Genomic DNA, 21,932 nt, shown 5'->3' with positions numbered 1-21,932 from the left:
TATTTTTGGTTTATTATTTGCTTTGTTTACTGTCAGCGCACATCTGTTATACAAAGTCGCTATCAAACGTAAGGAATAACGTACAGCAGTTTTGATTACGGTAAATAAGTGAATAGGATTAACAAAATGAAAAAATTATCAAAATCAGTGTTAGCGATAGCATCAGCAGTTGCACTGTCGGCGTCTTTTTCAGGAAGTGCGTTGGCAGATTCTTATGCCTTTGCAAACCTAAATATTAACAACTTGGTAATGTCTGATGGTAATGGCAATCCATTAACTACCAGCTTTATCGACCCTGCAAGCGGAAATATCCAGTTACCAAATGGTGTAAACGATACACAGGTTAATAATGCTAATTTAGGCGGAGTTTTCACACAGGAAACTGGTACACCTGATAGTGCAATGGCGTGTATTGGTGATTGTGCAATTGGTGGAAATACCTTCACTCAAGTACCATTGGGAACTAACTTCTCTCGTTCAGACAGCCTTATAACTGGTGCTGTTGTAGACATTGATGGAGCAGGCGCTGGTGCGACTGCTAATAGTGTGGCCGAGACCCAATTAACAACGAATACAACGAGTAACTCACAGTCTACTGTTGCGACTAATACTCAGTTTTTCTTCAACCTAAACCAAGCCTCTCAAGTGCAGTTTGATTTTACTGCTTCTGGTTTAGTGGAAGCTGAACAAACGCCAGACAACAACGTTCCTCCTTCGTTTGCGCAGGCCAGTACAGCGTTTTCAATTGTAATTAGAGAAGTTGCTACAAATGCGATAGTATTTTCTTGGGCACCAGACGGTTTTGTTGGTGTGAATGCTACTACAACAGAGCTACAAGATGATATGGCGATTAACCTTACACTTGCCGCAACATCTGCGGGTCAAGTTGCATCACAAGCAATCATGGGCTCTTTCTCAGCAGTCTCTACTAATGCACTTCTAGCAGGTGTTAACTACACGCTGAGTATTAACCACCAAACGAATGTGGTCGCGACTAGAGATGTGCCAGAGCCAGGTATGTTGTTTGCTCTAGCATTAGGACTGATGGGTTTTGCTGCACGAAAAAAATTGCAAAGTTAATACACCATTTATTCTTTGATTAAAGGCTTCTACTAAAGAAGCCTTTTTTATTTTCACTCAAACCTACTAGTAGCAGCTATGCCATTAAATAGATGGCTTTTCAGTTTGTTGGTGTTGACCTAAGTTTTTTGTTTTTAAATGAAATATTTCATGCTAATACCCTATTTAGCTGCGCTACTAATCTTTATTTCTCATATCTATTTTGCTTCGACATTACTATTTTAACGACAGGTTCAGAATCGTATTATCTAAGATAAGTTTTCTATAATATTGGTTTAACTAATAGACCATAATAAAAACAATTTGCTGTTTCTGGCTATTGCCTATTTCAGCGTCTGGGTAAAAGTGATTTTGCTGCTATTGATAAAGGTGGCTTCAAACGAAGACAGTAAACTTAAAGTAGGGGTCTAGTAGTGTGAAATCCCCACTTAATATAATTAAACGGGGTATAAGAGCGTTGGGTAGTTATTTATCTTTCGGATTTGTAAAAGGAGTTAGAAATATTTGATTCGATAGATCGTTGAATATATTTTGATACAACTCGGCCAATTCAGGGCTTAGATGAGAGCTAAAACCTGAACGCTCAAGGTGAAACATAGCACGCATACCGTGATAATCCATCTCTTCGCCGCACTGAACAAATGGCAAGCCAAAACGCGTTAGGCGACGGTTAAGCCTAGGCTCCATCATAACGAACGCCCCTTGATGATTACAAATATCTGCCAACGCTACGGCAGCTATGTATAGTCCCATTGCTATATTGGGGAAGTTACGACGCTCTTCTTCTGTATATACTGTTTTAGGGTTGATGCTCTTCAGCACAAATGGAACGTTCTTTTCATTTTCCCGGCGTCTAAAGCTAGAAAGCACTGCTAACCTTGATATTTCACCAAAACTACCGCGTGGCAGTTGAGTCGAATCTATAACGTCCTTGCGAGCGCTCTCTAGGCAATGAGCTTCAAACGGGAGCTTTTTATCAGGTTTATTGGTTGGAGGAATCACTAATCTTACGCAACCTGCGTGCACACCAGTTCTTTTGTGTTCGAGTAAACAGTGGAAAGCGTAATCGTCACATTCATCTGTTTCCATATGACGGTCGTTTTCAGGTTCCCATCCAAGTTCAGCTGCGTAAACACCATACCTAATCTTGAAAGCTTCTTGGCGTAACGCTTTAGTATTTGCGAACTTTACCTGAAAATATTGGGCGAAATTTTCTGCTAATGAATATCCGGCCATACTTTTCCCACTTTTGTTACTTCGAAAATTGACGCTTGTTTGTGCGCCTTTGTTTAACTATAACAAGTTATTTTGATATTTCACCCATTAATCTGCAAATGTCTGAAAATTTTACAACAGCCTAAGCTAATGATATTAGAGTAAAATTTCACTCAATTCTGGTTGACTTAGAAAGCTTTGTGGGCTTGCTGATGCGCCGTATGCTCCAGATTGATAAACGGCAATATAGTCACCAATTTCGAGTGCTGGCAATTGAACTTTATCAGCAATAATGTCTAGCGGTGTGCAAAGTGGACCAACAACAGTGACGGTTTCCGTATCAGCGCTTTGTAAGTCCATTTTGTTGCCAACAGCGACTGGGTAATTTTTCCGGATCACTTGGCCGAAGTTACCTGAGTTTGCTAAGTGATGATGCAAGCCGCCATCGCAAACTGCGTATGTCGTTTCTCTAGAGGCTTTTATATCGACGACTTTACTCACATAAACACCTGCTTCGCCAACTAGGTAACGCCCTAATTCCATAATGAGCTCAATATCAAAAAGTGATGAGTGTTGAGCTATTAGTGTGGCTAGATTATCGGCAACAGGGGCAAGATTGAGTCGTGTTTCACCGGCAAAATATGGGATGCCTAAACCACCACCAATATTTATGTAATCAATTTGAACTGGAGTAATGGAAACGAGCCGCTCTGCTAGTGCAAAGGTTTTTTGATGCATTTCAATAATGGCTTCAACTTTGAGGTTTTGTGAACCGGCATAAATATGAAAACCACGAAAGTTCAGCATTTGGTAGTCTAACTCTGCCAGAATGCCTGGTATTTGTTCCTCGTCTATACCAAATGGCTTGGCACCGCCCGCCATTTTCATGCCTGATGCTTTTAGCTCGAATGCAGGGTTAATGCGAATCGCAATATTGGGCTTAATCGAAAGCTGTTTACCAATATTTACCGCTCGCTGAATTTCTGTCGTCGACTCGGCATGCAAGGTAATACCGGCAACAATAGCCGCGCGAATATCATCCTCGGTCTTTCCGGGGCCAGCAAAGCTAATCTCATTGGGTGACATACCTGATTGAATAGCCAACAGCATTTCTTTGGCTGAGGCAACATCAAAGCCACTCACTAGCGGGCGCATAAAATTTACCAGTGGTGGGTAAGGGTTCGCCTTAATTGCGTAGTGCAGTGAAATTCGCTCTGGTAATGTTTCTTTAAGTGAAATAACGGTCTTTGAAAGAATTGCGCGATCGTAAGCATAATAAGGGGTGCTGCCGACTAACATTTCAATCTGTGAAAGCGTTTTATTGCCAATTTTTAATTGATGTTCTTCTTGCTCGAACGGGGTTAGCGTGTCATGTGCTTTCATAAAGTTAATCCGTAAAAATTCCTTGGTAATCTCGGTTAAGCGCAGCACGGTCTATCTTACCGTTGGCGTTGTGAGGCATGCTGTCGAGCACGATAACTTGTTTGGGTATCATGTAATTTGCTAAGTGTTTTTGACAATGCTTAGTCACTAACTTAGCTAAAGCTTCTTGTTCTTCAGTACCTTCAGTATCGCTTGCTAAGATCAAGGCAACAATGGCTTGACCAAGTTCTGGGTGTGGTGCGCCGATGACTGCCGCCTCTGATATGTTAGGATACTGATAGAGTATCTCCTCTACTTCCATAGGGCTGACGCGATAACCTGAGCTTTTGATCATTTCATCAGCACGGGCAACAAAATACAAATAACCGTCTTTATCTTGTTTTACCGTGTCACCTGACCACACTGCCATTTCTTGCAGCATAATGCCCTCTGGCTTTCCCGGTGCTGGTTTAAAGCGTGCTGCGGTTTTGTCTGGCGCGTTCCAATAGCCTAAGCTCACCAATGGCCCCATATGAACAAGTTCGCCTGGCTCCTCCGGCTCGCAATAGCTGCCATCAGGACGGACAACGACTACTTCGGCATTTGGGATTGCTTTGCCCATCGAACCTGGCTTTTGATCCACTTGCGCTGGCGGTAAATAAGTTGAGCGAAAAGCTTCGGTCAAACCATACATTAGGTAAGGATTTGCTTGCGGCAGCTTTTCTCGCAGGGTTGTTAAATTGGCTTGGGTTAATGCCCCACCACTATTGGTAAAATAGCGAATGGATTGACCGCTGTTTTCAGGCCATTGCAAACTACATAATTGACTGTACAAAGGGGGCACCGCGGCGAGGCCTGTAACTTGGTATTTATCAATGGCACTGAGTACATCTCGAGGCAATAAATAATCCAACAGCACACAGGTGGCACCGACAGAGAAACTTGTCGTTAACTGGCTCAAGCCATAATCAAAGCTCAGTGGTAATACCGCGAGAATAACGTCGTCTGCGGTATTTTCTAGGTACTCTGCCACTGAGTGTGCGCCAATAACCATATTACTGTGAGAGAGCACAACACCCTTCGGCTTTCCAGTGCTGCCAGAGGTATATAGAATGGCAGCCATATCGTTAGATGTTTGTGCAGGTACTGATAATTGCTTTGCCGCGTCAGCATAGAAATTATCCCAGCTAATGACCTGAGCCTGCGCTAATTGGCGTTCGTCATTTGGCTTTCCGTCAACAAGTACGATGTATTTTAGGCTGGGCAGTGACGCTAAATTTTCGATTAAAGGCGATAGTCTTGCTTTATTAGTGACTAATATTTGAATGTCACAATCAGCCACTATATGACTTACTTGCGGCGCTTTGAGTACTGGGTTAATTGGAACAAAAACACCTGCGGCTGCAGAACAGGCGAATAAAGAGGTAACTGTTTCTAGGCTTTTGGGGAGATAAATGCCAACACGGCCGTATCGAGTAAGCCCTAATGATTGGTAGCACTTTGCTATATGCTTTATTTCTTGCGCGAGTTCTTTGTATGTCAGTTGCTGATTTTTATGGTGCAGCACAATCGATTCTGGTGTTTTCTTAGCACTTAGCTCAATCAGTTCGTGTAATAGCTTGGTCATTCTTCATCCTGAAAACAATGTCAGTCAAAGCGCATTAATTCGCACTTTTGCCTATTATTATGACCATGTTCACAGGCTATTAACAAGGCTTTGACGCTGCTAAATTAACCTTAGATTTGGATAAGAAATAGTGAATAATAAATTAATTCAATTAGTTATGCTCAGCGCTATCTTCTAGCGAGAAATTTTTTCTGATATCAAGGCAAATTTGCGCGTCAATAGCTGGTCTATTGCAAGTAAATTTAACGCTGGTAGCAGTAAAAATAGTCGCTAGAAGCGCATTAGTTATCTAGAACTGAGGTTAAATTAGCCATTGATACCTGATAAGTGTTGCAGTGGCGCCGTCTTAATTTTGGTTTTGATGGGGATGATGTCCATTGCCGTATGGTAACCCGTTTCAAACAGTTGATTTTTTTGGTCGCTGGTCAAATTGAAGTCGACAGCAGAGCACTCCCCAGTATTAACAACTATTGTGTTGTGCCAAAAAGCCTCATTGATGTACTCACGCGAAAGGGTGGTCATAAAGGTGCGAATTAATAGCGTAATGTAATTAAAAATGGGCAAGAAACCCGTTACCTTTAGATCTTGATATTCGTGTTCACCGCGCAGCCTAAAGCAAAGTACTGGCGTCGCCTGGCCATCCCAATCACGGTGCAATGCGTCTTCGGAAAGAATACTGCCATCAACCATAATACGTTTACCAAATGGCTTGAAACTAAAGACTAGAGGTATCGACATCGAAAATCGTACGGCTAGAGACACTTTCATGTCGGGCGAAGTTTCTCGATCGAAAACAACGGGCTGGCCGCTTTTTACGTCGGTAGCAACAATGTGTAGTGACTTGTCCATTTGTGCGAAAGTTTTCCCGTCCAAGAGGTTATCTATCCAGCGCTCGAAAACGTCTCCAGAACTTAAGCCGCCATTGCGAAGCAATTTTAACAATGAGAATTCTCTAAACTGATTGTAATCGGTCTCAATCGCTATTTGCTTCATTGTTTCCAATGAGTGACCGGCTGCATATAGGCTGGCGACGATGCTGCCACCAGAAACACCGACAATATCACCAAATTCTACGCCCAGTTGCTCAAGCGCTTTTAAAATACCGATATGAGCAGGCAAACGTGTGCCACCACCTGCCATGATAGGAATAATTTTTGTTGTCATAACTCTACCTCGCCAACAATTACAAATATTATGGTTTATAGTTGGAAAACTTGCCTAAAATTGACAGACTTACAACTGAACGAATAACGACACAAGGAAGGTTTATGCGCCTTTTTGCTGCACTGCTTGCATTAATTTTTACTGTAAAAACAGCTTATGGACACGACATGGTTAGCCTAGTAAAGAAGGTCAAGCCATCTGTGGTGGGTATTGGCGTTTATACGCCACTTGGACAACCTAAAAATGAATTGCGTGGAACGGGGTTTGTGATCAGTAATGGTCAATACGTGGCGACCAATCACCATGTTTTGCCTGAGGTACTTGATACTGAACGTTTACAGGAAATGGTGGTATTTGTTGGGGTTGGTAAAAAAGCCAAGGCACGCAAAGCAAAAATTGTCGCCTCCTCTCGCTATCACGATTTGGCGATTCTCAAGGTTGAAGGTGACAAGTTACCGGCTATGCCATTAGCTGGGGATGAATTTTATCCAGAAGGCAGTGAGGTTGGCTTTACTGGCTTTCCAATTGGCGCGATTTTAGGATTGTTTCCAGTAACGCATAAGGCCATGTTAGCGAGTATTACGCCCGTGGTGATTCCAGTGAAAGATACACGACAAATGTCGATAGCCATGTTAAAGCGATTACGCGATCCCTACATGGTTTATCAATTAGATGGAACGGCTTATCCAGGCAACAGTGGTAGCGCACTTTATGATGAAACGGGCAAGGTTATCGGGGTGATTAACAAGGTTTTTGTGCAAAGTACCAAAGAGGCGGTGATTTCTAATCCGAGCGGTATTACCTACGCCATTCCCGTGCGCCACCTACGCAAGTTAATGCGTGATAATCAGGTACCTGATCAATAGTTTAGGGAAAGCAAGCCGCTATTCGGTACTCGCGGTTAATGGCTCGCTAAAGCTGGGCTTTTGGTAAAGTGCTGACAATGGCACTAAGTCGATATTATGTTGTTTTAGTTGTGGGATAAGCTTAGTCAATGCTGCCACGGTTTCAGGGTGAGGGTGAGCAATCGCGATTGCTGTTTGTTGGCGTTTCGCTTTGTTAATCAGTTGTTTAAATTGGCCTTCGATATATTGGTGAGAGAGCTGGTTATCGAGAAACACATGGCGGCTCATTGCAGGTACGCCCATACGATCAGCGATGGTTCTTCCTAGTGTTTTTGAACTTGTCACACTATCTAGAAACAATAGCTCGCGCTCTTTAAGAAATTTCATCGTCCACAACATTGGCTTAGCCAACGTTGTGAGATGACTGCCCATGTGATTATTAATGCCGACAGCAAAGGGAATTTCTTGCAGTGATTCATTCAAACTGGCTTTAATTGCCGCTTCACTCATATCAGCAGTCAACGCTCCAGGACCAAGCTTTTTCCCTTGGCTTGATTCCATTGGAATATGCAATATGACGTCTTGGTTGCGGCGGTTAGCTGCCTCGGCAATACGTTTACCATAAGGGGTTTGTGGCAATACAGCATAGGTAATATTGCCGGGAATGGTGAGCACTTGTTTGTCAGTCATGCGATAACCGATGTCATCAATTACAATGGCAACCTGTGCGGCGTTAGCAAACGCAGCAGAGCCTGCAATAAACATTAAAAATGAGAGAAAACGAATCACGAATGTAGTTATTTTTTATTTTTGTAAGACTAGCCTAGCAGCTTTACCGAAACAGGTCGACGCATTATTAACGCACACAGCTGGCTATCTACACCAAAGCTTCGGATTAACTGCTTTGCCGTGATGGCGAATTTCAAAATAGAGGCCTGGCTCACTTTGTCCACCACTTTGGCCAACAATTGCTATTGCTTCACCTGGTTCAACAGTATCACCAACATTTTTTAATAAAGCTTGGTTATGGCCGTACAAGCTCATATAGCCCTTGCCATGATCGATCACTGTGACTAAGCCATAACCTTTTAACCAATCTGAAAACAGTACTTTGCCAGAATATATGCTAGTGACTTGCCTACCAACAGCCGCCGAAAGTAATACCCCCTTCCAGCGCAAATAGCCTTGTTTTCGAGTGCCGAATGAGTGCTTAATGCGACCAGAAACTGGCCAGCGCAGTTTTCGTTTTAGCCTATCTAGACCTGGTAAATTTTTTGCCAGTGCGCTTTGGCGTGCCAAGCGTTCAAGTTCAGCAACTAAGTTTGCTTCTTCTTGTTCTAGCTTTGCTAATTGTTGCTTGTTTGAAAGCAGTTCTTTGCGTAATGCTGTTAACGTTTTCTTGCGCTGCGCTTTATTTTTCTCTAGTGCAGCGCGTTGTGATTGTTGAGTTTGCTGAAGTTGGGTTAATTGTTTAGCTTTTTGCTGTTGCTCTACCTCTACCTCAGACAGTCGCGCAATGGTCGCCTGAAACGCTTCAATTTCAGCTATTCGCGCTTTACTTAAATATTGATAATAGGTGAGCGAACGCTGAACTTGGCTTGACTCTTCTTGATTAAGCAGCATTTTTAGGTAGTCATGCTGCCCAGTGGTGTAAGCAGTTCTCAGTTGATGCGCTAATGCATTTTCTTGTTGTACTTTATCTCGATTGAGTTGTGCTTTTTCTTTCGCTAGGCTGGTGAGTTTATCTTGGGTTGCTTTGAGCGAATTGCGCGTGTTATTCATCGCTTTTGCCACCTTCGCAATGGCAAAATCATCTTTTTTCAGCTGGGCATTGAGTTGACGGCGTTTTTTACTCACTTGCACGATTGCCGATTTTTGTTTGGCAATTTCACTTTTTACCGTCGATAACTGCTCAGTAGAACGCTGCTTCTTTGCGTCTTCTGATGAAGCAGATTGAGCTTGTGCAGATACAAGAGTAAACGCACTGGCAATGACGAGCAAGGCTAGACATTGCACAGTGGTTGTTAGTTTTTTAAATAAACGCACGACAGGGTTTAGTTTAACTGCATTAATACCTTGCCAGTCATCTCTGCTGGTTGTTCAAGCCCCATTAAATTTAACAGTGTTGGTGAAATATCACTAAGCGCACCATCGTTAACTGGCGTCGCTTGGCGACCAACATAAATCAAAGGCACAGGCTCGCAAGTATGAGCAGTGTGCGCTTGGCCTGATTCTGGATTGACCATTTGTTCAGCGTTACCGTGATCTGCAGTAATTAAACATTCGCCACCGACTTTTTGTAGTGCTTCAACCACACGTCCTATGGCGGTATCAACCGCTTCACAAGCTTTTACCGCTGCTTCAAATTTACCGGTATGGCCAACCATATCGCCATTAGGGTAATTACAAACGATGAAGTCATGCTCACCACTTTCAATTGCAGCAACAAGTTTGTCGGTAAGTAAGGGTGCATTCATCTCTGGCTGCAAGTCATAGGTTGCTACTTGTGGTGATGGCACCAAAATACGCTGTTCACCGTCAAATTCATCTTCTTTGCCGCCACTAAAGAAGAAAGTGACGTGCGCGTACTTCTCTGTTTCCGAAATACGTAATTGTGTTTTGTTATGTTTAGCTAACCACTCACCCATAACATTGTTCAGCGGCTCAGGTGGGAAAGCACAGCTCGTATCAATGTCGGCGGCATATTCCGTTAGCATGACAAAGTCACTGATAGCAGGCACTTTATTGCGCTCAAAGCCATTAAAGCCAGGCTCTACAAAAGCTCGTGTAAATTGACGTGCGCGATCTGCCCTAAAATTCATAAATACCAGTGCATCGCCATCTTCAATGGTAATAGCTTGGCCTTGAGCGTCAGTAATCACGCTTGGTTGTACGAATTCGTCGTTTTCATCGCGCTCATAAGCTGCGGCTAGCGCGTCAACGGCTGAGCCAAATTGATATTGTGCTTGGCCGCTAACCATTAAGTTATATGCCGCTTCAACTCGCTCCCAGCGTTGATCTCTGTCCATTGCGTAGTATCGCCCCACCACTGAAGCTACTTGGCCATTGCCAAGCTCGTTAAATTTTTCTTGGGCTTTAACCAATGATTCGTGAGCGCTACGTGGCGGAGTATCACGACCGTCGAGAAATGCATGCAGGTATACCTTTTCAGCGCCGCGAGCTTTTGCTAATTTCATCATCGCAAAAATATGATCTTCGTGGCTATGCACGCCACCGGGAGACATTAAGCCACAAATATGGAGCGCCTTGCCGGCTTGCTGTGCTTTATCTACGGCATTGCAGAGCGCAGCGTTTTGGCTAAAGGTTTGATCGTCGATTGCTTTGGTGATGCGGGTGAAGTCTTGGTAAACAATACGGCCAGCACCTAAGTTAACATGTCCGACTTCTGAGTTACCCATTTGACCTTCAGGAAGACCAACTGCCATTCCTGAGGTGCCAATTAGCATATTAGGAAAACGTGCCTTTAAGTCATCTAACACCGGAGTTTTTGCGTGAAAAATGGCGTTTGACTCTTGGTGCTCACGATAGCCCCAACCGTCAAGAATAAGCAGAACCATTGGCTTCTTAGTTGGCATTCGAAATTTCCTAAATCTAGATTGGCGAAAAACTGAGATTATTTTACACAGTTAGCGGCGAATAGCACTAGCCAAGCCCGCAAAATTATTGGTGTTTATTTCGGGCGTGTTGATCTTTCAGGGGTGCTTTTGCTGCAGCCTGTTTGGGGTTTTATACAAGGCGGCACTTGTGCAGTGTAGTCACTCTCTATAAATAAGTGCCAACACTGTAGAAAGCCCAAACAGGCGCAGCCCCTTTATTTTGTGTTGAGTGGGTTCACCTAAACGCTTCCTGCTCATTGTTGCTAGCTTTTTACATAAAACGACTATGCGACAAAGCGAGCGCCGCGATCAGAAAGCGTTTAGATTGAACGAAATTCAACCTCGAAAGTTCAACACTCCCTAAGCATTCTGTTGCCATTTGGGTTTGGTTAATGAAGTCTGTATACTGTGCCCGTTTTAAAATTTCATTCCACCATGGTACGTATTTATGGATCAATTAATGGTTTTTGCCGCAAATCACCCATTGTTAAGCACCGCTTGGGTTGCGCTTGTGGTTGCGATTATTGTTATTACAGTGATGATTAAAATGTCGCCGGTAAAACAGGTATCACCGCAAGAGTTAACCTTTCAGGTGAACAAAGAAAATGGTGTTGTTGTTGATATTCGCACTGACAAAGAATTCAAAACAAGCCGTATTATTGATGCGCTGCACCTGTCTCAAGAAAAAGCTAATAAAAATGACTTTGCTGCCCTTGAAAAACATAAAGACAAACCCATTATTGTCGTATGTACTGCTGGCTTAACGGCAACTAAAGTGGCAAATCAGTTACTTAAAGCGGGTTTCTCACAAGTAAGTTTGCTAAAAGGTGGCATGAATGCCTGGGTTGGTGCTGGCCTGCCAGTAACCAAGAAGTAGGCGAATATTTTAAGAGGTCGTTATGGCAGTAAAAATTGAAATTTACACGAAAGGTTATTGTCCTTACTGTAGCCGAGCAAAATCATTGCTTGATTACAAAGAAGTAGAATACACAGAGTTTCGCATTGATAAGCAACGCGAATTGCGTGATGTGATGATCAAACGTGCTGACGGTGGTAGCACTGTCCCTCAAATTTTCATTAACGACAAGCATATTGGCGGCTGTGATGACTTAGTAGCATTAGAGTACGCGAAGAAATTGGACGCTTTGCTTGAAAAGTAAGCTTGTCTAATACCAAAACAGATTTTAGTTAGAAAACGCACAGTGAACCTTGCCGTGCAGTAAATTATAGGAATATTTCAAATGGCTGATGAACATCAAAACCCAGCAGAGCAAGCGGCACCACAGTTCGCGATTCAACGTGTTTACACTAAAGACATTTCTTTTGAAACGCCTAATTCTCCTGCTATTTTCCAAAAAGAATGGAAACCAGAAGTTAAGTTAGACATCGACACTCGCTCAAACAAGTTACATGATGAAACTTACGAAGTGGTTTTAGCAGTAACCGTAACGGCAACTGTTGAAGGTCAAACAGCTTTCTTGGCAGAAGTTCAGCAAGCGGGTATTTTCACTATTGGTAATATTGACGAAGGCCAATTAGCGCATATGATTGGTGCATTCTGCCCGAATACCTTATTCCCATATGCTCGTGAAACCATTGCTAACCTAGTTAACCGCGGTTCATTCCCACAACTTAACTTAGCGCCAGTTAACTTCGATGCATTATTTGCTTCTTACTTGCAGCAGCGTCAAGCACAACAAGAAGCGGCGAGCACAGAAGCTCACTAGTTGAGGCGATGACTGTGCAAACAGCCAAAATTTCTGTGATAGGGGCAGGGTCTTACGGCTCTGCCCTTGCTATATGTTTTGCCCGAAATGGCCACCCAACGGTATTGTGGGGGCGAGATCAGGCGCAAATGCAAGCTATGGCATCTTCTCGCAGTAACGAAAAGTATTTGCCTGGCAGCAAGTTTCCTGAAAGCTTAATTATCGAACCTGACTTTGCCAGTGCGGTAAAGGCTAGCGATATTGTTTTAGTGGTGGTGCCAAGCCATGTTTTTGGCGATATGCTACGCCAAGTTAAGCCGCACCTGAACGACAACGCTAAGCTAGCATGGGCAACCAAAGGGTTAGATCCTGACTCTGGCCACTTATTGCAAGAAGTGGCGCGCGATATTCTTGGCGATGATATTAGCCTTGGTGTGTTATCTGGGCCAACCTTTGCCAAAGAAATGGCTGCGGGCTTACCTACAGCTATTTCGTTGTCATCAACTGACGATAGTTTTGTTACTGAGCTTTCTGAATTGCTGCATTGTGAAAAGGCATTTCGAGTTTATAGCAATAACGACTTTATTGGTGTTCAGCTCGGTGGCGCGGTTAAGAATGTGATTGCCATTGGTGCTGGCATGGCTGATGGTATTGGCTTTGGCGCTAACGCTCGAACGGCGCTTATCACACGTGGTCTTGCTGAAATGACGCGTTTAGGGGCAACTTTGGGAGCCGAACCTGCAACCTTTATGGGCATGGCTGGCTTAGGTGACTTGGTGTTAACCTGCACTGATAACCAATCGCGCAACCGTCGTTTTGGTTTAGCATTGGGACAGGGTAAAGATGTTGATACTGCGATGGCTGATATCGGCCAAGTGGTAGAAGGGTATCGCAATACCAAAGAAGTTTTTATGCTGGCTGAGCGACAAGGGGTTGAAATGCCAATTGTTGAGCAAGTTTACCAAGTGCTTTATCAAGGTAAACCCGCCTTAAAAGCAGCCTCTGATTTACTTTCTCGCGAAAAGAAATTTGAGTAACAGCGTTTGCTGTTACTCTCTTTATCTCACTAACTCTCTCATTCAGCTTTTCGTATCTTTAACCACATTTAGTTATTTGAAGCTGACTAGATCCCATTAGCAAAATCAAGCTGACGCCACGCTTCATAAATAATCACTGCCGCTGAATTAGATAAATTCATACTGCGACTGCCAGTGACCATAGGAATGCGAATTTTGTGCTCGTCGGGAATTTGATCGCGCACGACATCAGGTAAACCTTTAGTTTCTGAGCCAAACATTACATAGTCACCTTGTTCAAAGGAAACTTGATGATGATAACGTGTTGCCTTAGTGGTAATGGCGTATAAATTCTTGGGCTTTTCGCTAGCGAGAAATGCATCAAAGTTTTCATGGCGCTTCAGGTTGGCAAATTCATGGTAATCAAGCCCTGCACGCTTTAGTCGCTTGTCTTCTATTGAAAAGCCTAGTGGCTCAATTAAGTGCAAACGGAACCCAGAATTAGCACATAGGCGAATAATATTACCAGTGTTTGGTGGAATCTCTGGCTGAAACAGCACAACATCTAACATAACAAATAATCAATAAGCGAATACTGCGACGCATTATATCGTTAATCCGCCGCTTAAGTTAATGGCTCGTTTTATTTAGGGCGTATTGCACCAAATCGGTATTAGTTGTTTACTTGCTCGAACCAGTTAAGGGTTTTAACAATACCATCAACACGGTATTCATCTAGCTCAAAAAAGATTTCATGGCGAGCGCCAGCAATGACTTCTGGTTTGCCATTGGGGCATGACTGCGGGTGAGCTGCATGCAATGCTCGGCAGAAGTCATCCTGAGCACTATTATCAACAACCGTATCACTGCCAGCTTGAAGTACTAGGGTCGGCGTGGTTAGTTTATTGATATCGGCAAATATGTCTTTATTCGCTTTTACTGCTTCATCCAACCAGCGGAAGGTGACACCACCCAACTGCAACTCAGGCGTCGATTGGTATAGGTTAGTAAAAATTTCATAGCGCACAGAAGATTGCATCAACGCATTGTCGGCAAACGGCCTGCTGCTGTAACCATCTTGACCAAGAAAATACCAAGAGTCATCGCTCAACCATTTAGATAAGGTATCACCGCCGCTAATAATAAATTCGCCGAGCCAATTCGGGATGCCGCCGCTGTTTATTGCAATCATTGGCGAGGCTAATACTGCGGCTTTAATTGGCGTTTGGTAGCGCTGCATATAACGCGCGCTGATTGCTCCACCCATGGAGTGAGCAAGCAAATAGATATCTTGTTGGCATTGTGTCTGAACGATGTTACTTACGAAGTAGTGGAGGTCGTCGCTGTAATGATCAAACATAGCGACATAGCCTTTGTGTTGATCTGCTTGCATGCGCCCAGATAACCCTTGGCCACGGTGATCGATGATAAATAAGTTGTAGCCCGCATTGGTAAGATCAAAAGCGAGTTCTTGGTACTTCAAATAACCTTCAGAGCGCCCTGGCACTAGTACTAAACATTTGTCGCGATTAGGCGATACAAATTGCGCATAACGAATATTAATGTCGTCAACACCGCTAAATTGGCTAAATTGGCCAGTTTGCCAAAAGCTTTTTATTTCCCGCTCGTAGCGAGTGGTAAGCTCTTGCTCTGAGGTAATCGACCAAGGTGAGCTCATGGCTGATGCCTTTACTGATAATAGCGTCATAGAAATTGCGAGTAATCCTGCCAGTAAATCTTTCATATTGTTATTAATATTGTGAAATGCCTGCATTATGTTACGCAATTTTGTTGAAAAAAACAGCATTGCAATCTGTTAAATTTACGTCCCCATTTATGCCCCAATTTACGCACACTTCAATGAGCTATTTGCCGATCTATTCGGTTTTATTCAAAGTTCATTATATGGTCAACACGCCCTGACTAAACCTTAGGTAGGCAGATAGTGACCGTTAAGCCGCCTTCACTATTATTTTTTGCGGAAATTTCACCGCGGTGAGCTAGCACTGCTTGCTTAGCAATTGCCAATCCTAATCCTGTGCCACCTGTTAACCTATCACGGGCAGAAGCGACTCGATAGAAAGGTTCAAACAACTTACTAAGTACTAAATCAGGCACGCCATTACCTTGATCAATGACACTGATCACAACGTGCTCGGCAGTTTCGGTTAGTTCAACTAGCACCTTACTCGCTGATGGTGAGTACTTAATAGCATTACAAATAATGTTTCCTACGGCACTCGCTATAAGGGCTTCATCAAGGTTTAATTGCGGGTTGCCTAAGGCATTAAGGTTGACTTGAACCTGCTTATCTTGGCCAAGGAAGTTACCGTCATCGACTAAATGATCGAGTAAAGGCTTAAGGTGGCAGGGCTGTTTACTTATCGCTTGAGCACTATTTTCAAGGCGAGATAAGGTAAGTACATGTTCGATCATTTCATCTAAACGAGCGACTTCGCGCTCACTGCGCGCAATGTATTGCTCTAAGGTTTCGTGATCGTCCTTGTGTTTTTGCGCAAGTGCTAATGCCATTTGTAATCGGGTTAATGGCGAGCGTAACTCGTGCGAGACATCGCCGAGCAAACGTTGATGCGCTGAGACGTTGTCAGATAGCTTATCCGCCATTTGATTAAAGGCTTTGGCGAGTGTGCCTAATTCATCACTGCGTTTATCGTCATTTTCTACTCGAACGGCTAAGTCTCCTTGACCAAAACGGTCAGCCACTCTAGTGATGTTTGACAATGGCCTGCTGAGTGAGCGAGCGAGCAGCCAACATAGCGCAAAACTGACAATGACTGGCGTACCAATTCTTGCCCAATAAGGTAATTGCTGCATAAAAAAGCCTATGGTGCGAATACGGCTGGTGTGGCGTTTGTAAAAGGCTAAATACTGTTGGCCGCGTACCTCTAGTTGTACAGGCCCCGTGATTTGTGAATGTGGAAATATCCAAGTCGTGGTGTTATCAAATACATTTGCCTGAATAAACTGGTTTACGTACGGATGTTCAGGATGACCGCCTATGACAGGTTGATTGTTGTTCAGCGGCTTAACCATTAAATGTTTAAAACTGCGCTTGGTTCGGCGGTGACGATTGTCGTGAATAAACTTTGCCAAATTTCTGGGCTGAGCTTGATGTATGACATCAGTGATTCGCGTTAGCCGGCGCAAATCGCCTTTATCTGTATCAATTTCTACATACTGCTGGCTCAATTGAATAGAAACGAATCGCGTGGCGGCAATTGCACAAATGGTGACAATCCAAAACCAGAGAAACAGCTTTACTTTGATGGAGCTCAAGTGGCGGCGAATACCACTAATCACATTCGTCTTGGTAAGGCTATACAAGCGACTCTCCTGCTAAAAATATATAACCTGAGCCGCGTACGGTTTTAATCTTGTCGTCACTCGTATATTGGCTTAATTTACGGCGAATATTACTGACATGCATATCAATACTGCGATCAAATGGACTAAGCTTTCGCCCTAGTACTTGCTCTGAAAGTTGCTCTTTACTGACAATCACGCTGTTTTGCGTCATCAACTCGAATAAAATTTCGAATTCCGTGCCGGTTAGTTCAATAAGTTGTTCTTCACATTTAACCTGACGTGTCGCATTGTCAATGAGTACACCATTAACATTGAGTACGTGCCCTGTGCCTGTTTGTTGCTGAGTGATATCAATACGTCTAAATATCGCCTTGATGCGAGCAAGCAACTCTTGATGGTGAAAAGGCTTAGGTAGGTAGTCGTCGGCCCCTAATTCAAGACCGAGAATACGATCACTGTCATCCCCTTTGGCGGTCAGCATTAGAATGGGGATATGGTGTTTACCGCCCAGGGCTTTTAAGACATCAAAGCCATTCAACTTAGGCATCATAACATCGAGCAAAATCAAGTCGATATCCTGATCAAAGGCTTTTGCTAAACCACTGGCGCCATCGTGACGGCAAGTGATAGTGAAGCCTTCTGCAGATAAATAACTAGTGAGCAGCTCACTTAATTCAATATCATCATCAATAATCAAGATATGCTTTGTCATAACGTTTTGGTATTACCCCATTGTCGATAGCCATCATTTTATCAGTTTATTAATCCAACGATTGTTATCTTTACACAGTTTTACACTGGCTTTGCGCATCTTTGCATTGCAGTTTTTATACTGAATTTGAACTAGGGGCTGCTGACTTTTATTTAATAATTCATTAGCCCCTAATACTTGAAACAGATTGAGAGGCATAAGATGACAACAGCAATGAGAAAAACAACAGTTAAGGCAGCAGCGTTATTTACAGCGTTAGGTTTACTGGCAGCTCCTGCTGCGTTTAGCGATGAGCATCAACAAGGCTACGAACACCAGCATAAAAAGGTACATAGCGGTCATCGCATGAAGCAGGGGCAATACGGTGTAAAGCTGTTGAGGAAAATGACGCGCTATCTTGATTTGAGTGATGAGCAGGTTGCTCAAATTAAAGAAATTCGCCGCCAAAGCAAAACAGAAAACGAACCTCTTCGCACGGCAATGAAGGCGTTTAAAGCAGAGGTTAAAAATCAGCAATCGGGTAGTGAATTTGATGAAACAGCTTTCAGCGCCACTTATCTACAATATCATGAGACTTTTGCACAACTCGCACTGCAAAAAGCGAAAACTCGTCATGCTATTTTTCAAGTGTTAACGCCAGAGCAACAAACGAAATGGCAAGCATTTCAGGAAAAACGTAAAGCTCGTAGAAGTTCAGAGCGAAGCTAATAGAGGTTAGAGCTCTCTAACCAAAGCAATTTGAGCTAGCTGACGGTAGTGCTAGCTCAATCAAACGCGCCAACTTTAGCTCATACTAAATGAGAAAATTTTTGACATTTTACTGTCTACTGGTTCGCCATTTGCGCGAGCAGGCTCAAAACGCCATTGCTCGATTGCACTAATAATTGCCGAGCGGAAATAGCTAAGCTTGCTTTGCTGCTCAAATTCAATATCAGTCACTCGACCAAATTCATCGATGGTGAAGTTGACTTGCACATCAAGTTCAATTCCTTTTCGTTTAGCGACTGATGGATAACGAGGATCAATGGCATTCATCAGTTTGGCAGGCGCCAAGTTTTGAATGACATCCGATTGTGGGGTAGGAGTGCGCTGGTAGCGTTGTTCAAATAAGCTTACTTTTGATACCGGAGCTTCAAACAGTGACTGATGTGGACTGCTCAATGTAGGTACGATTTTGGCTAGCGTAACGTGTTCACTATCATCATTAGCTAAGCTATTTTCAGTTGTGCCGATGCTATCATTTTCATTAATGACTGAAGACTGAGCCAATGGGTTTTGCTCACCGTCTGACCTAATGCTTGTTGATGCTAACAGTGCTGTCGCTGGGGCGCTCGATTTATTTATCTCAGAGCTTTCGACTCTCTGTTGCCCATATGCGTTAGCATTTACGTCGATGTTAGTGTTCGCGTCGATGTTCAAATGAGTTGCTGCTGTTTTAATATTTGGATTAGCGCTAGGCAGCTCTTCGCTAGCAAGTGATTTTTGTTCTTTTTGTTCTTTCCTTGGCGATGCTAAGGCAATTTCACTGAGGGCGTGTTCGCGTAAAAGAGAAGCCGTTGCGTCCTTGCTTTGCTGGTCGTTTTGCTGCTCTTTTTCCATTTTGGGAGCTGAAGCGAATAACGATTGCTCTTGGTTTTTGTCTTGTTGCAAGTTCAATTCTGTTTTTGCCGACCAGCTCGGCAGAGCCAATAAATGATCTGCCAATAAGTGACCAGCAATAGAGTCTTGTTTCAGCGTAGCGTCGTTAAAGCTTTGTTGGTGGCTGTTATAACCTGAAGATTGGCCATAGCTATCTGAAAAAGCAGCCACTTTTAGACCTGATATTTCTAGCAAGGGTGAATTCACTAGCTGCTTAATGCTTAACACTAGCAGCGAGCCAATAATGACCAGTGCAGCAAGCAATCGCCCAGGGGCTTGTTCGTTAGTACAAGAATGATCAACTAAACGAACCACGCGTGCTTTTAAATCGCCGCCAGATGCCGCCACGGCCATCGCTGGAATAGTCTCATGGCGATGGTTCTGACAATGGTGGCTCTGGCATAATGACGCCGTGTCGGCCAAGGTGTGAGCATAAGCAACAGCATTGCCACAATGCGCCACGGCAATGTCATCAGTACAATATTCACGTTCTTGGCGCATTTGCTTAGACACCCAGATCACCGCGGGATGGAAGAATAATAATATTTCGATCAGTGTTTGCAGGAAGTTAACAAGGTAATCATAACGGCGAATATGGGCCAGTTCGTGCAGTAGTAGCATTTCTAACTGTGCTTGGTTTAGCCCCATTAGCATTTGTGCAGGCATCAGTACAACGGGTTTTAGCCAGCCGATAGCCATTGGTACTTGTGCTTTCAGTGAAATAACTAAACGTGGGGTATGGTTTAGCCCAATTTGCGCTGCGAGTTCACTAAACCTTGCTAATAGTTTGGGATCTGTTGGTATTGTTTGATTACGTGCTAACCGCCCCGTAGTCGTTACTTCAATTAACAGCTTGCTGGTTAAGAACAGCACACAAACAAACCAAGCGACGGATAGATACGGCAAATAGTCAAGGCTTTGGCTGTACCAAGTCACCCCATGCTGTTGTTGCAATACATGTTGGAATTGCGCAATGGGCATAGAGTTTGTTGGGCTGAGAATCGAGCTATTCGATGGCTGGAATAAATAGTTAAAAGTCGCTATGGGAAGTAATAAATTTACCCCCATGGCTAAACAACTTAACCCGTATCGCAATCTAGAACGCTGCACTGAAATCAGTGACAATGCAATTTTTAGCACACCAGCTATCACTAGCCCTTGCCACAGAAAGTGTAGCAATGTCATGGTCAGCGCTTGTGTAAACGCTTGAACCTCAGGACTGTTAGTGATCAGTGTTGATATCATGTTGCTCTAATTCGCAATATTTTTAATTTGTATTAACGATATTGTTGTGTGCCCGTTCGCTTAAAAGTAGTACATATCAAGCATTACTTATTAAGTATTGCTGTTATTTTAACTTTTCGTGTTATTTATCTAAAGTGTCTAACAGCTGACGGATATCTTCAATTTCTTGTTTGCTGGTTGATTCGTTTAAGGCACGCATTACCAGCTTTGACGTTGAACCACCAAAAGCTTTACTGATCAGGTCTTTGATCAACGATGATTGTGTTTGGGTTTCGCTGTTCGCGGCGGCATAAACATGAGCACGATTACTTTCGTCGCGAATCACCAATGCTTTTTCGTGCATGATTTGCAAAATTTTGAGTACAGTCGTGTAGCCAGTTTTTTGCGTTTCGCTTACTGCTTCATGTATTTGTCGAACGGTTGCTGGGCCTATTTTCCATAACACATTGAGCAATGTGAGCTCAGCTTCAGTCGGCTTGATACTAGACTTATCTCTCGCCATGTAAACTTCCTTCCATTTTGTATATTAAGTACACGTACGAGATTAATCGTATCCTCTGCCGAATAAATGAGCAAATTATTTTCATAAATAGTGTTTATGAAAGGTTAGCTTGGTCGAAATTAATCCTAGGACCTCAGAGTTTGCAAATACTGCTGAGTTCTTGCGGGATAATTAGTAAAAATAGCATCAACACCTATTTGGGCACAAAATGCTAAATCTTGCGGGCGATCGACGGTATATACCCAAACGGCTAAGCCACGCTGGTGAGCGTCATCAACCAGCTCTTTGTTGAGGCAATCAATACTTGGGTTAATACTTTTGGCGTTAAGTGACTGGGCGCTAGCGGCAAGGTCATATGGGCAATGAGCAATTAAGGCACCAATTGCTAGCGTCTGCTGTTGTTGCTTTAAAGCAGCTAAGAAGCTGTGATTAAATGACGATATTAAGAGTTTTGGCCAATCATAAATCCCTTGTTTTACAACAAGGTGTAATTCAGCAGTTAAGTGCTTTGCAATGTGTGCCAGCTCTGTGGCGTTGCCATTAGCGATCTTTACTTCGATGTTCACAACACAAGCACCATTAATGATTTTGAGCGCTTGCGCTAATTGCAATATGGGCTGGTTATCTTTGGTGCGTAGCTTAGCTAATTGCGTATTTGGTAGGGTTTGTAATTGGCCTTGGCCATTGGTGGTTTTGTCCACGTAAAGGTCGTGCATTAACCACCAAGTGCCAGTTTCGGCGTGAAACTGAATGTCTAATTCTATGCCATCAGCTTGCTGGGCTATCGCCTGCTCAAAGGCGATTTGGGTATTTTCGGGGTATTCACCACTAGCACCTCGGTGCGCGATAACCAGCATAGTTGAGCTTCCTGCTATG

General features: G+C 43.4%; 21 protein-coding genes. 7 read left to right on the top strand and 14 right to left on the bottom strand.

The annotated features are described in order from the left end of the window. Nucleotides 1-126 precede the first annotated feature (126 nt). Nucleotides 127-1,080, top strand: coding sequence for a PEP-CTERM sorting domain-containing protein (locus tag DXX92_RS18030; protein ID WP_116002056.1), 954 nt, complete (start codon nt 127-129; stop codon nt 1,078-1,080). Between the two features lie 465 nt (nt 1,081-1,545). Here DXX92_RS18030 and DXX92_RS18025 read toward each other — a convergent pair whose 3' ends face one another. The 4 genes from DXX92_RS18025 to DXX92_RS18010 all read right to left on the bottom strand — a co-directional run bounded on the left by DXX92_RS18025 (nt 1,546) and on the right by DXX92_RS18010 (nt 6,448). Continuing rightward, on the bottom strand, nt 1,546-2,316 hold the full coding sequence (locus tag DXX92_RS18025) for a PEP-CTERM/exosortase system-associated acyltransferase (protein ID WP_116002055.1): 771 nt from the start codon (nt 2,314-2,316) through the stop codon (nt 1,546-1,548). Between the two features lie 135 nt (nt 2,317-2,451). Then, complete coding sequence (locus DXX92_RS18020; protein ID WP_116002054.1) at nt 2,452-3,678, bottom strand: pyridoxal-dependent decarboxylase, exosortase A system-associated; 1,227 nt, start codon at nt 3,676-3,678, stop codon at nt 2,452-2,454. Between the two features lie 4 nt (nt 3,679-3,682). After that, nucleotides 3,683-5,284 carry an acyl-CoA ligase (AMP-forming), exosortase A system-associated gene (locus DXX92_RS18015; RefSeq protein WP_116002053.1) on the bottom strand — a complete coding sequence of 534 codons (1,602 nt, stop codon included), beginning with the start codon at nt 5,282-5,284 and terminating at the stop codon, nt 3,683-3,685. A 306-nt stretch (nt 5,285-5,590) separates the two neighbouring features. Beyond that, the gene (locus tag DXX92_RS18010; protein WP_116002052.1) at nt 5,591-6,448 is read right to left on the bottom strand and encodes a patatin-like phospholipase family protein; all 858 of its coding nucleotides are present in this window, start codon (nt 6,446-6,448) and stop codon (nt 5,591-5,593) included. 104 nt (nt 6,449-6,552) lie between these two features. On the opposite strand from DXX92_RS18010, the gene DXX92_RS18005 reads away from it, so the two are divergent. Next, nucleotides 6,553-7,314 carry a S1 family peptidase gene (locus DXX92_RS18005; protein WP_116002051.1) on the top strand — a complete coding sequence of 254 codons (762 nt, stop codon included), beginning with the start codon at nt 6,553-6,555 and terminating at the stop codon, nt 7,312-7,314. An 18-nt stretch (nt 7,315-7,332) separates the two neighbouring features. Here the strand turns inward: DXX92_RS18005 and DXX92_RS18000 are convergent, their stop codons facing one another. The 3 genes from DXX92_RS18000 to gpmM form a co-directional block, all read right to left on the bottom strand. After that, nucleotides 7,333-8,082, bottom strand: a complete 750-nt coding sequence (locus DXX92_RS18000; protein WP_245961525.1) for a divergent polysaccharide deacetylase family protein — start codon at nt 8,080-8,082, stop codon at nt 7,333-7,335. Nucleotides 8,083-8,166: 84 nt separating this feature from the next. Then, nucleotides 8,167-9,339, bottom strand: coding sequence for a murein hydrolase activator EnvC family protein (locus tag DXX92_RS17995; RefSeq protein ID WP_245961524.1), 1,173 nt, complete (start codon nt 9,337-9,339; stop codon nt 8,167-8,169). Nucleotides 9,340-9,347: 8 nt separating this feature from the next. Beyond that, complete coding sequence (gene gpmM / locus DXX92_RS17990; RefSeq protein WP_116002048.1) at nt 9,348-10,889, bottom strand: 2,3-bisphosphoglycerate-independent phosphoglycerate mutase; 1,542 nt, start codon at nt 10,887-10,889, stop codon at nt 9,348-9,350. 469 nt (nt 10,890-11,358) lie between these two features. On the opposite strand from gpmM, the gene DXX92_RS17985 reads away from it, so the two are divergent. The 4 genes from DXX92_RS17985 (at nt 11,359) to gpsA (ending at nt 13,653) form a co-directional block, all read left to right on the top strand. After that, entirely contained in the window at nt 11,359-11,787 is a 429-nt protein-coding gene (locus DXX92_RS17985; protein WP_116002047.1) for a rhodanese-like domain-containing protein, read from the top strand. Between the two features lie 22 nt (nt 11,788-11,809). Beyond that, nucleotides 11,810-12,070 (top strand): glutaredoxin 3, encoded by a 261-nt coding sequence (grxC, locus tag DXX92_RS17980; RefSeq protein ID WP_116002046.1) that lies wholly within the window; start codon nt 11,810-11,812, stop codon nt 12,068-12,070. Nucleotides 12,071-12,151: 81 nt separating this feature from the next. Next, nucleotides 12,152-12,637: a protein-export chaperone SecB gene (gene secB, locus DXX92_RS17975; protein WP_116002045.1), complete on the top strand. Its 486-nt coding sequence runs from the start codon at nt 12,152-12,154 to the stop codon at nt 12,635-12,637. 8 nt (nt 12,638-12,645) lie between these two features. Beyond that, nucleotides 12,646-13,653 carry an NAD(P)H-dependent glycerol-3-phosphate dehydrogenase gene (gene gpsA, locus DXX92_RS17970; protein ID WP_116002044.1) on the top strand — a complete coding sequence of 336 codons (1,008 nt, stop codon included), beginning with the start codon at nt 12,646-12,648 and terminating at the stop codon, nt 13,651-13,653. A gap of 86 nt (nt 13,654-13,739) precedes the next feature. On the opposite strand, the gene trmL is transcribed toward gpsA, so the two are convergent. The 4 genes from trmL to DXX92_RS17950 all read right to left on the bottom strand — a co-directional run bounded on the left by trmL (nt 13,740) and on the right by DXX92_RS17950 (nt 17,671). Next, a complete protein-coding gene (gene trmL / locus DXX92_RS17965) occupies nt 13,740-14,204 on the bottom strand; it encodes a tRNA (uridine(34)/cytosine(34)/5-carboxymethylaminomethyluridine(34)-2'-O)-methyltransferase TrmL (RefSeq protein WP_116002043.1) in 465 nt (154 codons plus the stop codon). A 101-nt stretch (nt 14,205-14,305) separates the two neighbouring features. Beyond that, on the bottom strand, nt 14,306-15,406 hold the full coding sequence (locus DXX92_RS17960) for an alpha/beta fold hydrolase (protein WP_181901781.1): 1,101 nt from the start codon (nt 15,404-15,406) through the stop codon (nt 14,306-14,308). A 149-nt stretch (nt 15,407-15,555) separates the two neighbouring features. Next, nucleotides 15,556-16,977 carry an ATP-binding protein gene (locus DXX92_RS17955; RefSeq protein WP_116002041.1) on the bottom strand — a complete coding sequence of 474 codons (1,422 nt, stop codon included), beginning with the start codon at nt 16,975-16,977 and terminating at the stop codon, nt 15,556-15,558. Beyond that, nucleotides 16,970-17,671 (bottom strand): response regulator, encoded by a 702-nt coding sequence (locus tag DXX92_RS17950; protein WP_116002040.1) that lies wholly within the window; start codon nt 17,669-17,671, stop codon nt 16,970-16,972. The genes DXX92_RS17955 and DXX92_RS17950 overlap by 8 nt, the downstream gene beginning before the upstream one ends. Before the next feature lie 201 nt (nt 17,672-17,872). On the opposite strand from DXX92_RS17950, the gene DXX92_RS17945 reads away from it, so the two are divergent. After that, nucleotides 17,873-18,379 carry a Spy/CpxP family protein refolding chaperone gene (locus tag DXX92_RS17945; RefSeq protein ID WP_116002039.1) on the top strand — a complete coding sequence of 169 codons (507 nt, stop codon included), beginning with the start codon at nt 17,873-17,875 and terminating at the stop codon, nt 18,377-18,379. A gap of 75 nt (nt 18,380-18,454) precedes the next feature. Here the strand turns inward: DXX92_RS17945 and DXX92_RS17940 are convergent, their stop codons facing one another. The 3 genes from DXX92_RS17940 to DXX92_RS17930 form a co-directional block, all read right to left on the bottom strand. Beyond that, the gene (locus DXX92_RS17940; RefSeq protein ID WP_116002038.1) at nt 18,455-20,554 is read right to left on the bottom strand and encodes a M56 family metallopeptidase; all 2,100 of its coding nucleotides are present in this window, start codon (nt 20,552-20,554) and stop codon (nt 18,455-18,457) included. A gap of 121 nt (nt 20,555-20,675) precedes the next feature. Continuing rightward, the gene (locus DXX92_RS17935) at nt 20,676-21,056 is read right to left on the bottom strand and encodes a BlaI/MecI/CopY family transcriptional regulator (RefSeq protein WP_116002037.1); all 381 of its coding nucleotides are present in this window, start codon (nt 21,054-21,056) and stop codon (nt 20,676-20,678) included. 125 nt (nt 21,057-21,181) lie between these two features. Further along, complete coding sequence (locus tag DXX92_RS17930) at nt 21,182-21,913, bottom strand: glycerophosphodiester phosphodiesterase (RefSeq protein ID WP_116002036.1); 732 nt, start codon at nt 21,911-21,913, stop codon at nt 21,182-21,184. Nucleotides 21,914-21,932 lie beyond the last annotated feature (19 nt).

The sequence above is a fragment of the Thalassotalea euphylliae genome (genome assembly GCF_003390395.1).
GTDB classification, from domain to species: Bacteria; Pseudomonadota; Gammaproteobacteria; order Enterobacterales; family Alteromonadaceae; genus Thalassotalea_F; species Thalassotalea_F euphylliae_C.
This window is presented reverse-complemented; position numbering and strand designations above follow the sequence as displayed.

Bases quoted from the DNA above. Each gene is read 5' to 3' on its own strand.
- gpsA (WP_116002044.1), top strand. From the start codon at position 12,646: ATGACTGTGCAAACAGCCAAAATTTCTGTGATAGGGGCAGGGTCTTAC.
- DXX92_RS17960 (WP_181901781.1), bottom strand. From the start codon at position 15,406: ATGCAGGCATTTCACAATATTAATAACAATATGAAAGATTTACTGGCA.
- DXX92_RS17985 (WP_116002047.1), top strand. From the start codon at position 11,359: ATGGATCAATTAATGGTTTTTGCCGCAAATCACCCATTGTTAAGCACC.
- DXX92_RS18020 (WP_116002054.1), bottom strand. From the start codon at position 3,678: ATGAAAGCACATGACACGCTAACCCCGTTCGAGCAAGAAGAACATCAA.
- DXX92_RS17935 (WP_116002037.1), bottom strand. From the start codon at position 21,056: ATGGCGAGAGATAAGTCTAGTATCAAGCCGACTGAAGCTGAGCTCACA.
- gpmM (WP_116002048.1), bottom strand. From the start codon at position 10,889: ATGCCAACTAAGAAGCCAATGGTTCTGCTTATTCTTGACGGTTGGGGC.
- DXX92_RS18010 (WP_116002052.1), bottom strand. From the start codon at position 6,448: ATGACAACAAAAATTATTCCTATCATGGCAGGTGGTGGCACACGTTTG.
- DXX92_RS18005 (WP_116002051.1), top strand. From the start codon at position 6,553: ATGCGCCTTTTTGCTGCACTGCTTGCATTAATTTTTACTGTAAAAACA.
- grxC (WP_116002046.1), top strand. From the start codon at position 11,810: ATGGCAGTAAAAATTGAAATTTACACGAAAGGTTATTGTCCTTACTGT.
- DXX92_RS17950 (WP_116002040.1), bottom strand. From the start codon at position 17,671: ATGACAAAGCATATCTTGATTATTGATGATGATATTGAATTAAGTGAG.
- DXX92_RS17940 (WP_116002038.1), bottom strand. From the start codon at position 20,554: ATGATATCAACACTGATCACTAACAGTCCTGAGGTTCAAGCGTTTACA.
- DXX92_RS18025 (WP_116002055.1), bottom strand. From the start codon at position 2,316: ATGGCCGGATATTCATTAGCAGAAAATTTCGCCCAATATTTTCAGGTA.
- DXX92_RS17930 (WP_116002036.1), bottom strand. From the start codon at position 21,913: ATGCTGGTTATCGCGCACCGAGGTGCTAGTGGTGAATACCCCGAAAAT.
- DXX92_RS18030 (WP_116002056.1), top strand. From the start codon at position 127: ATGAAAAAATTATCAAAATCAGTGTTAGCGATAGCATCAGCAGTTGCA.
- DXX92_RS18015 (WP_116002053.1), bottom strand. From the start codon at position 5,284: ATGACCAAGCTATTACACGAACTGATTGAGCTAAGTGCTAAGAAAACA.
- secB (WP_116002045.1), top strand. From the start codon at position 12,152: ATGGCTGATGAACATCAAAACCCAGCAGAGCAAGCGGCACCACAGTTC.
- DXX92_RS17945 (WP_116002039.1), top strand. From the start codon at position 17,873: ATGACAACAGCAATGAGAAAAACAACAGTTAAGGCAGCAGCGTTATTT.
- trmL (WP_116002043.1), bottom strand. From the start codon at position 14,204: ATGTTAGATGTTGTGCTGTTTCAGCCAGAGATTCCACCAAACACTGGT.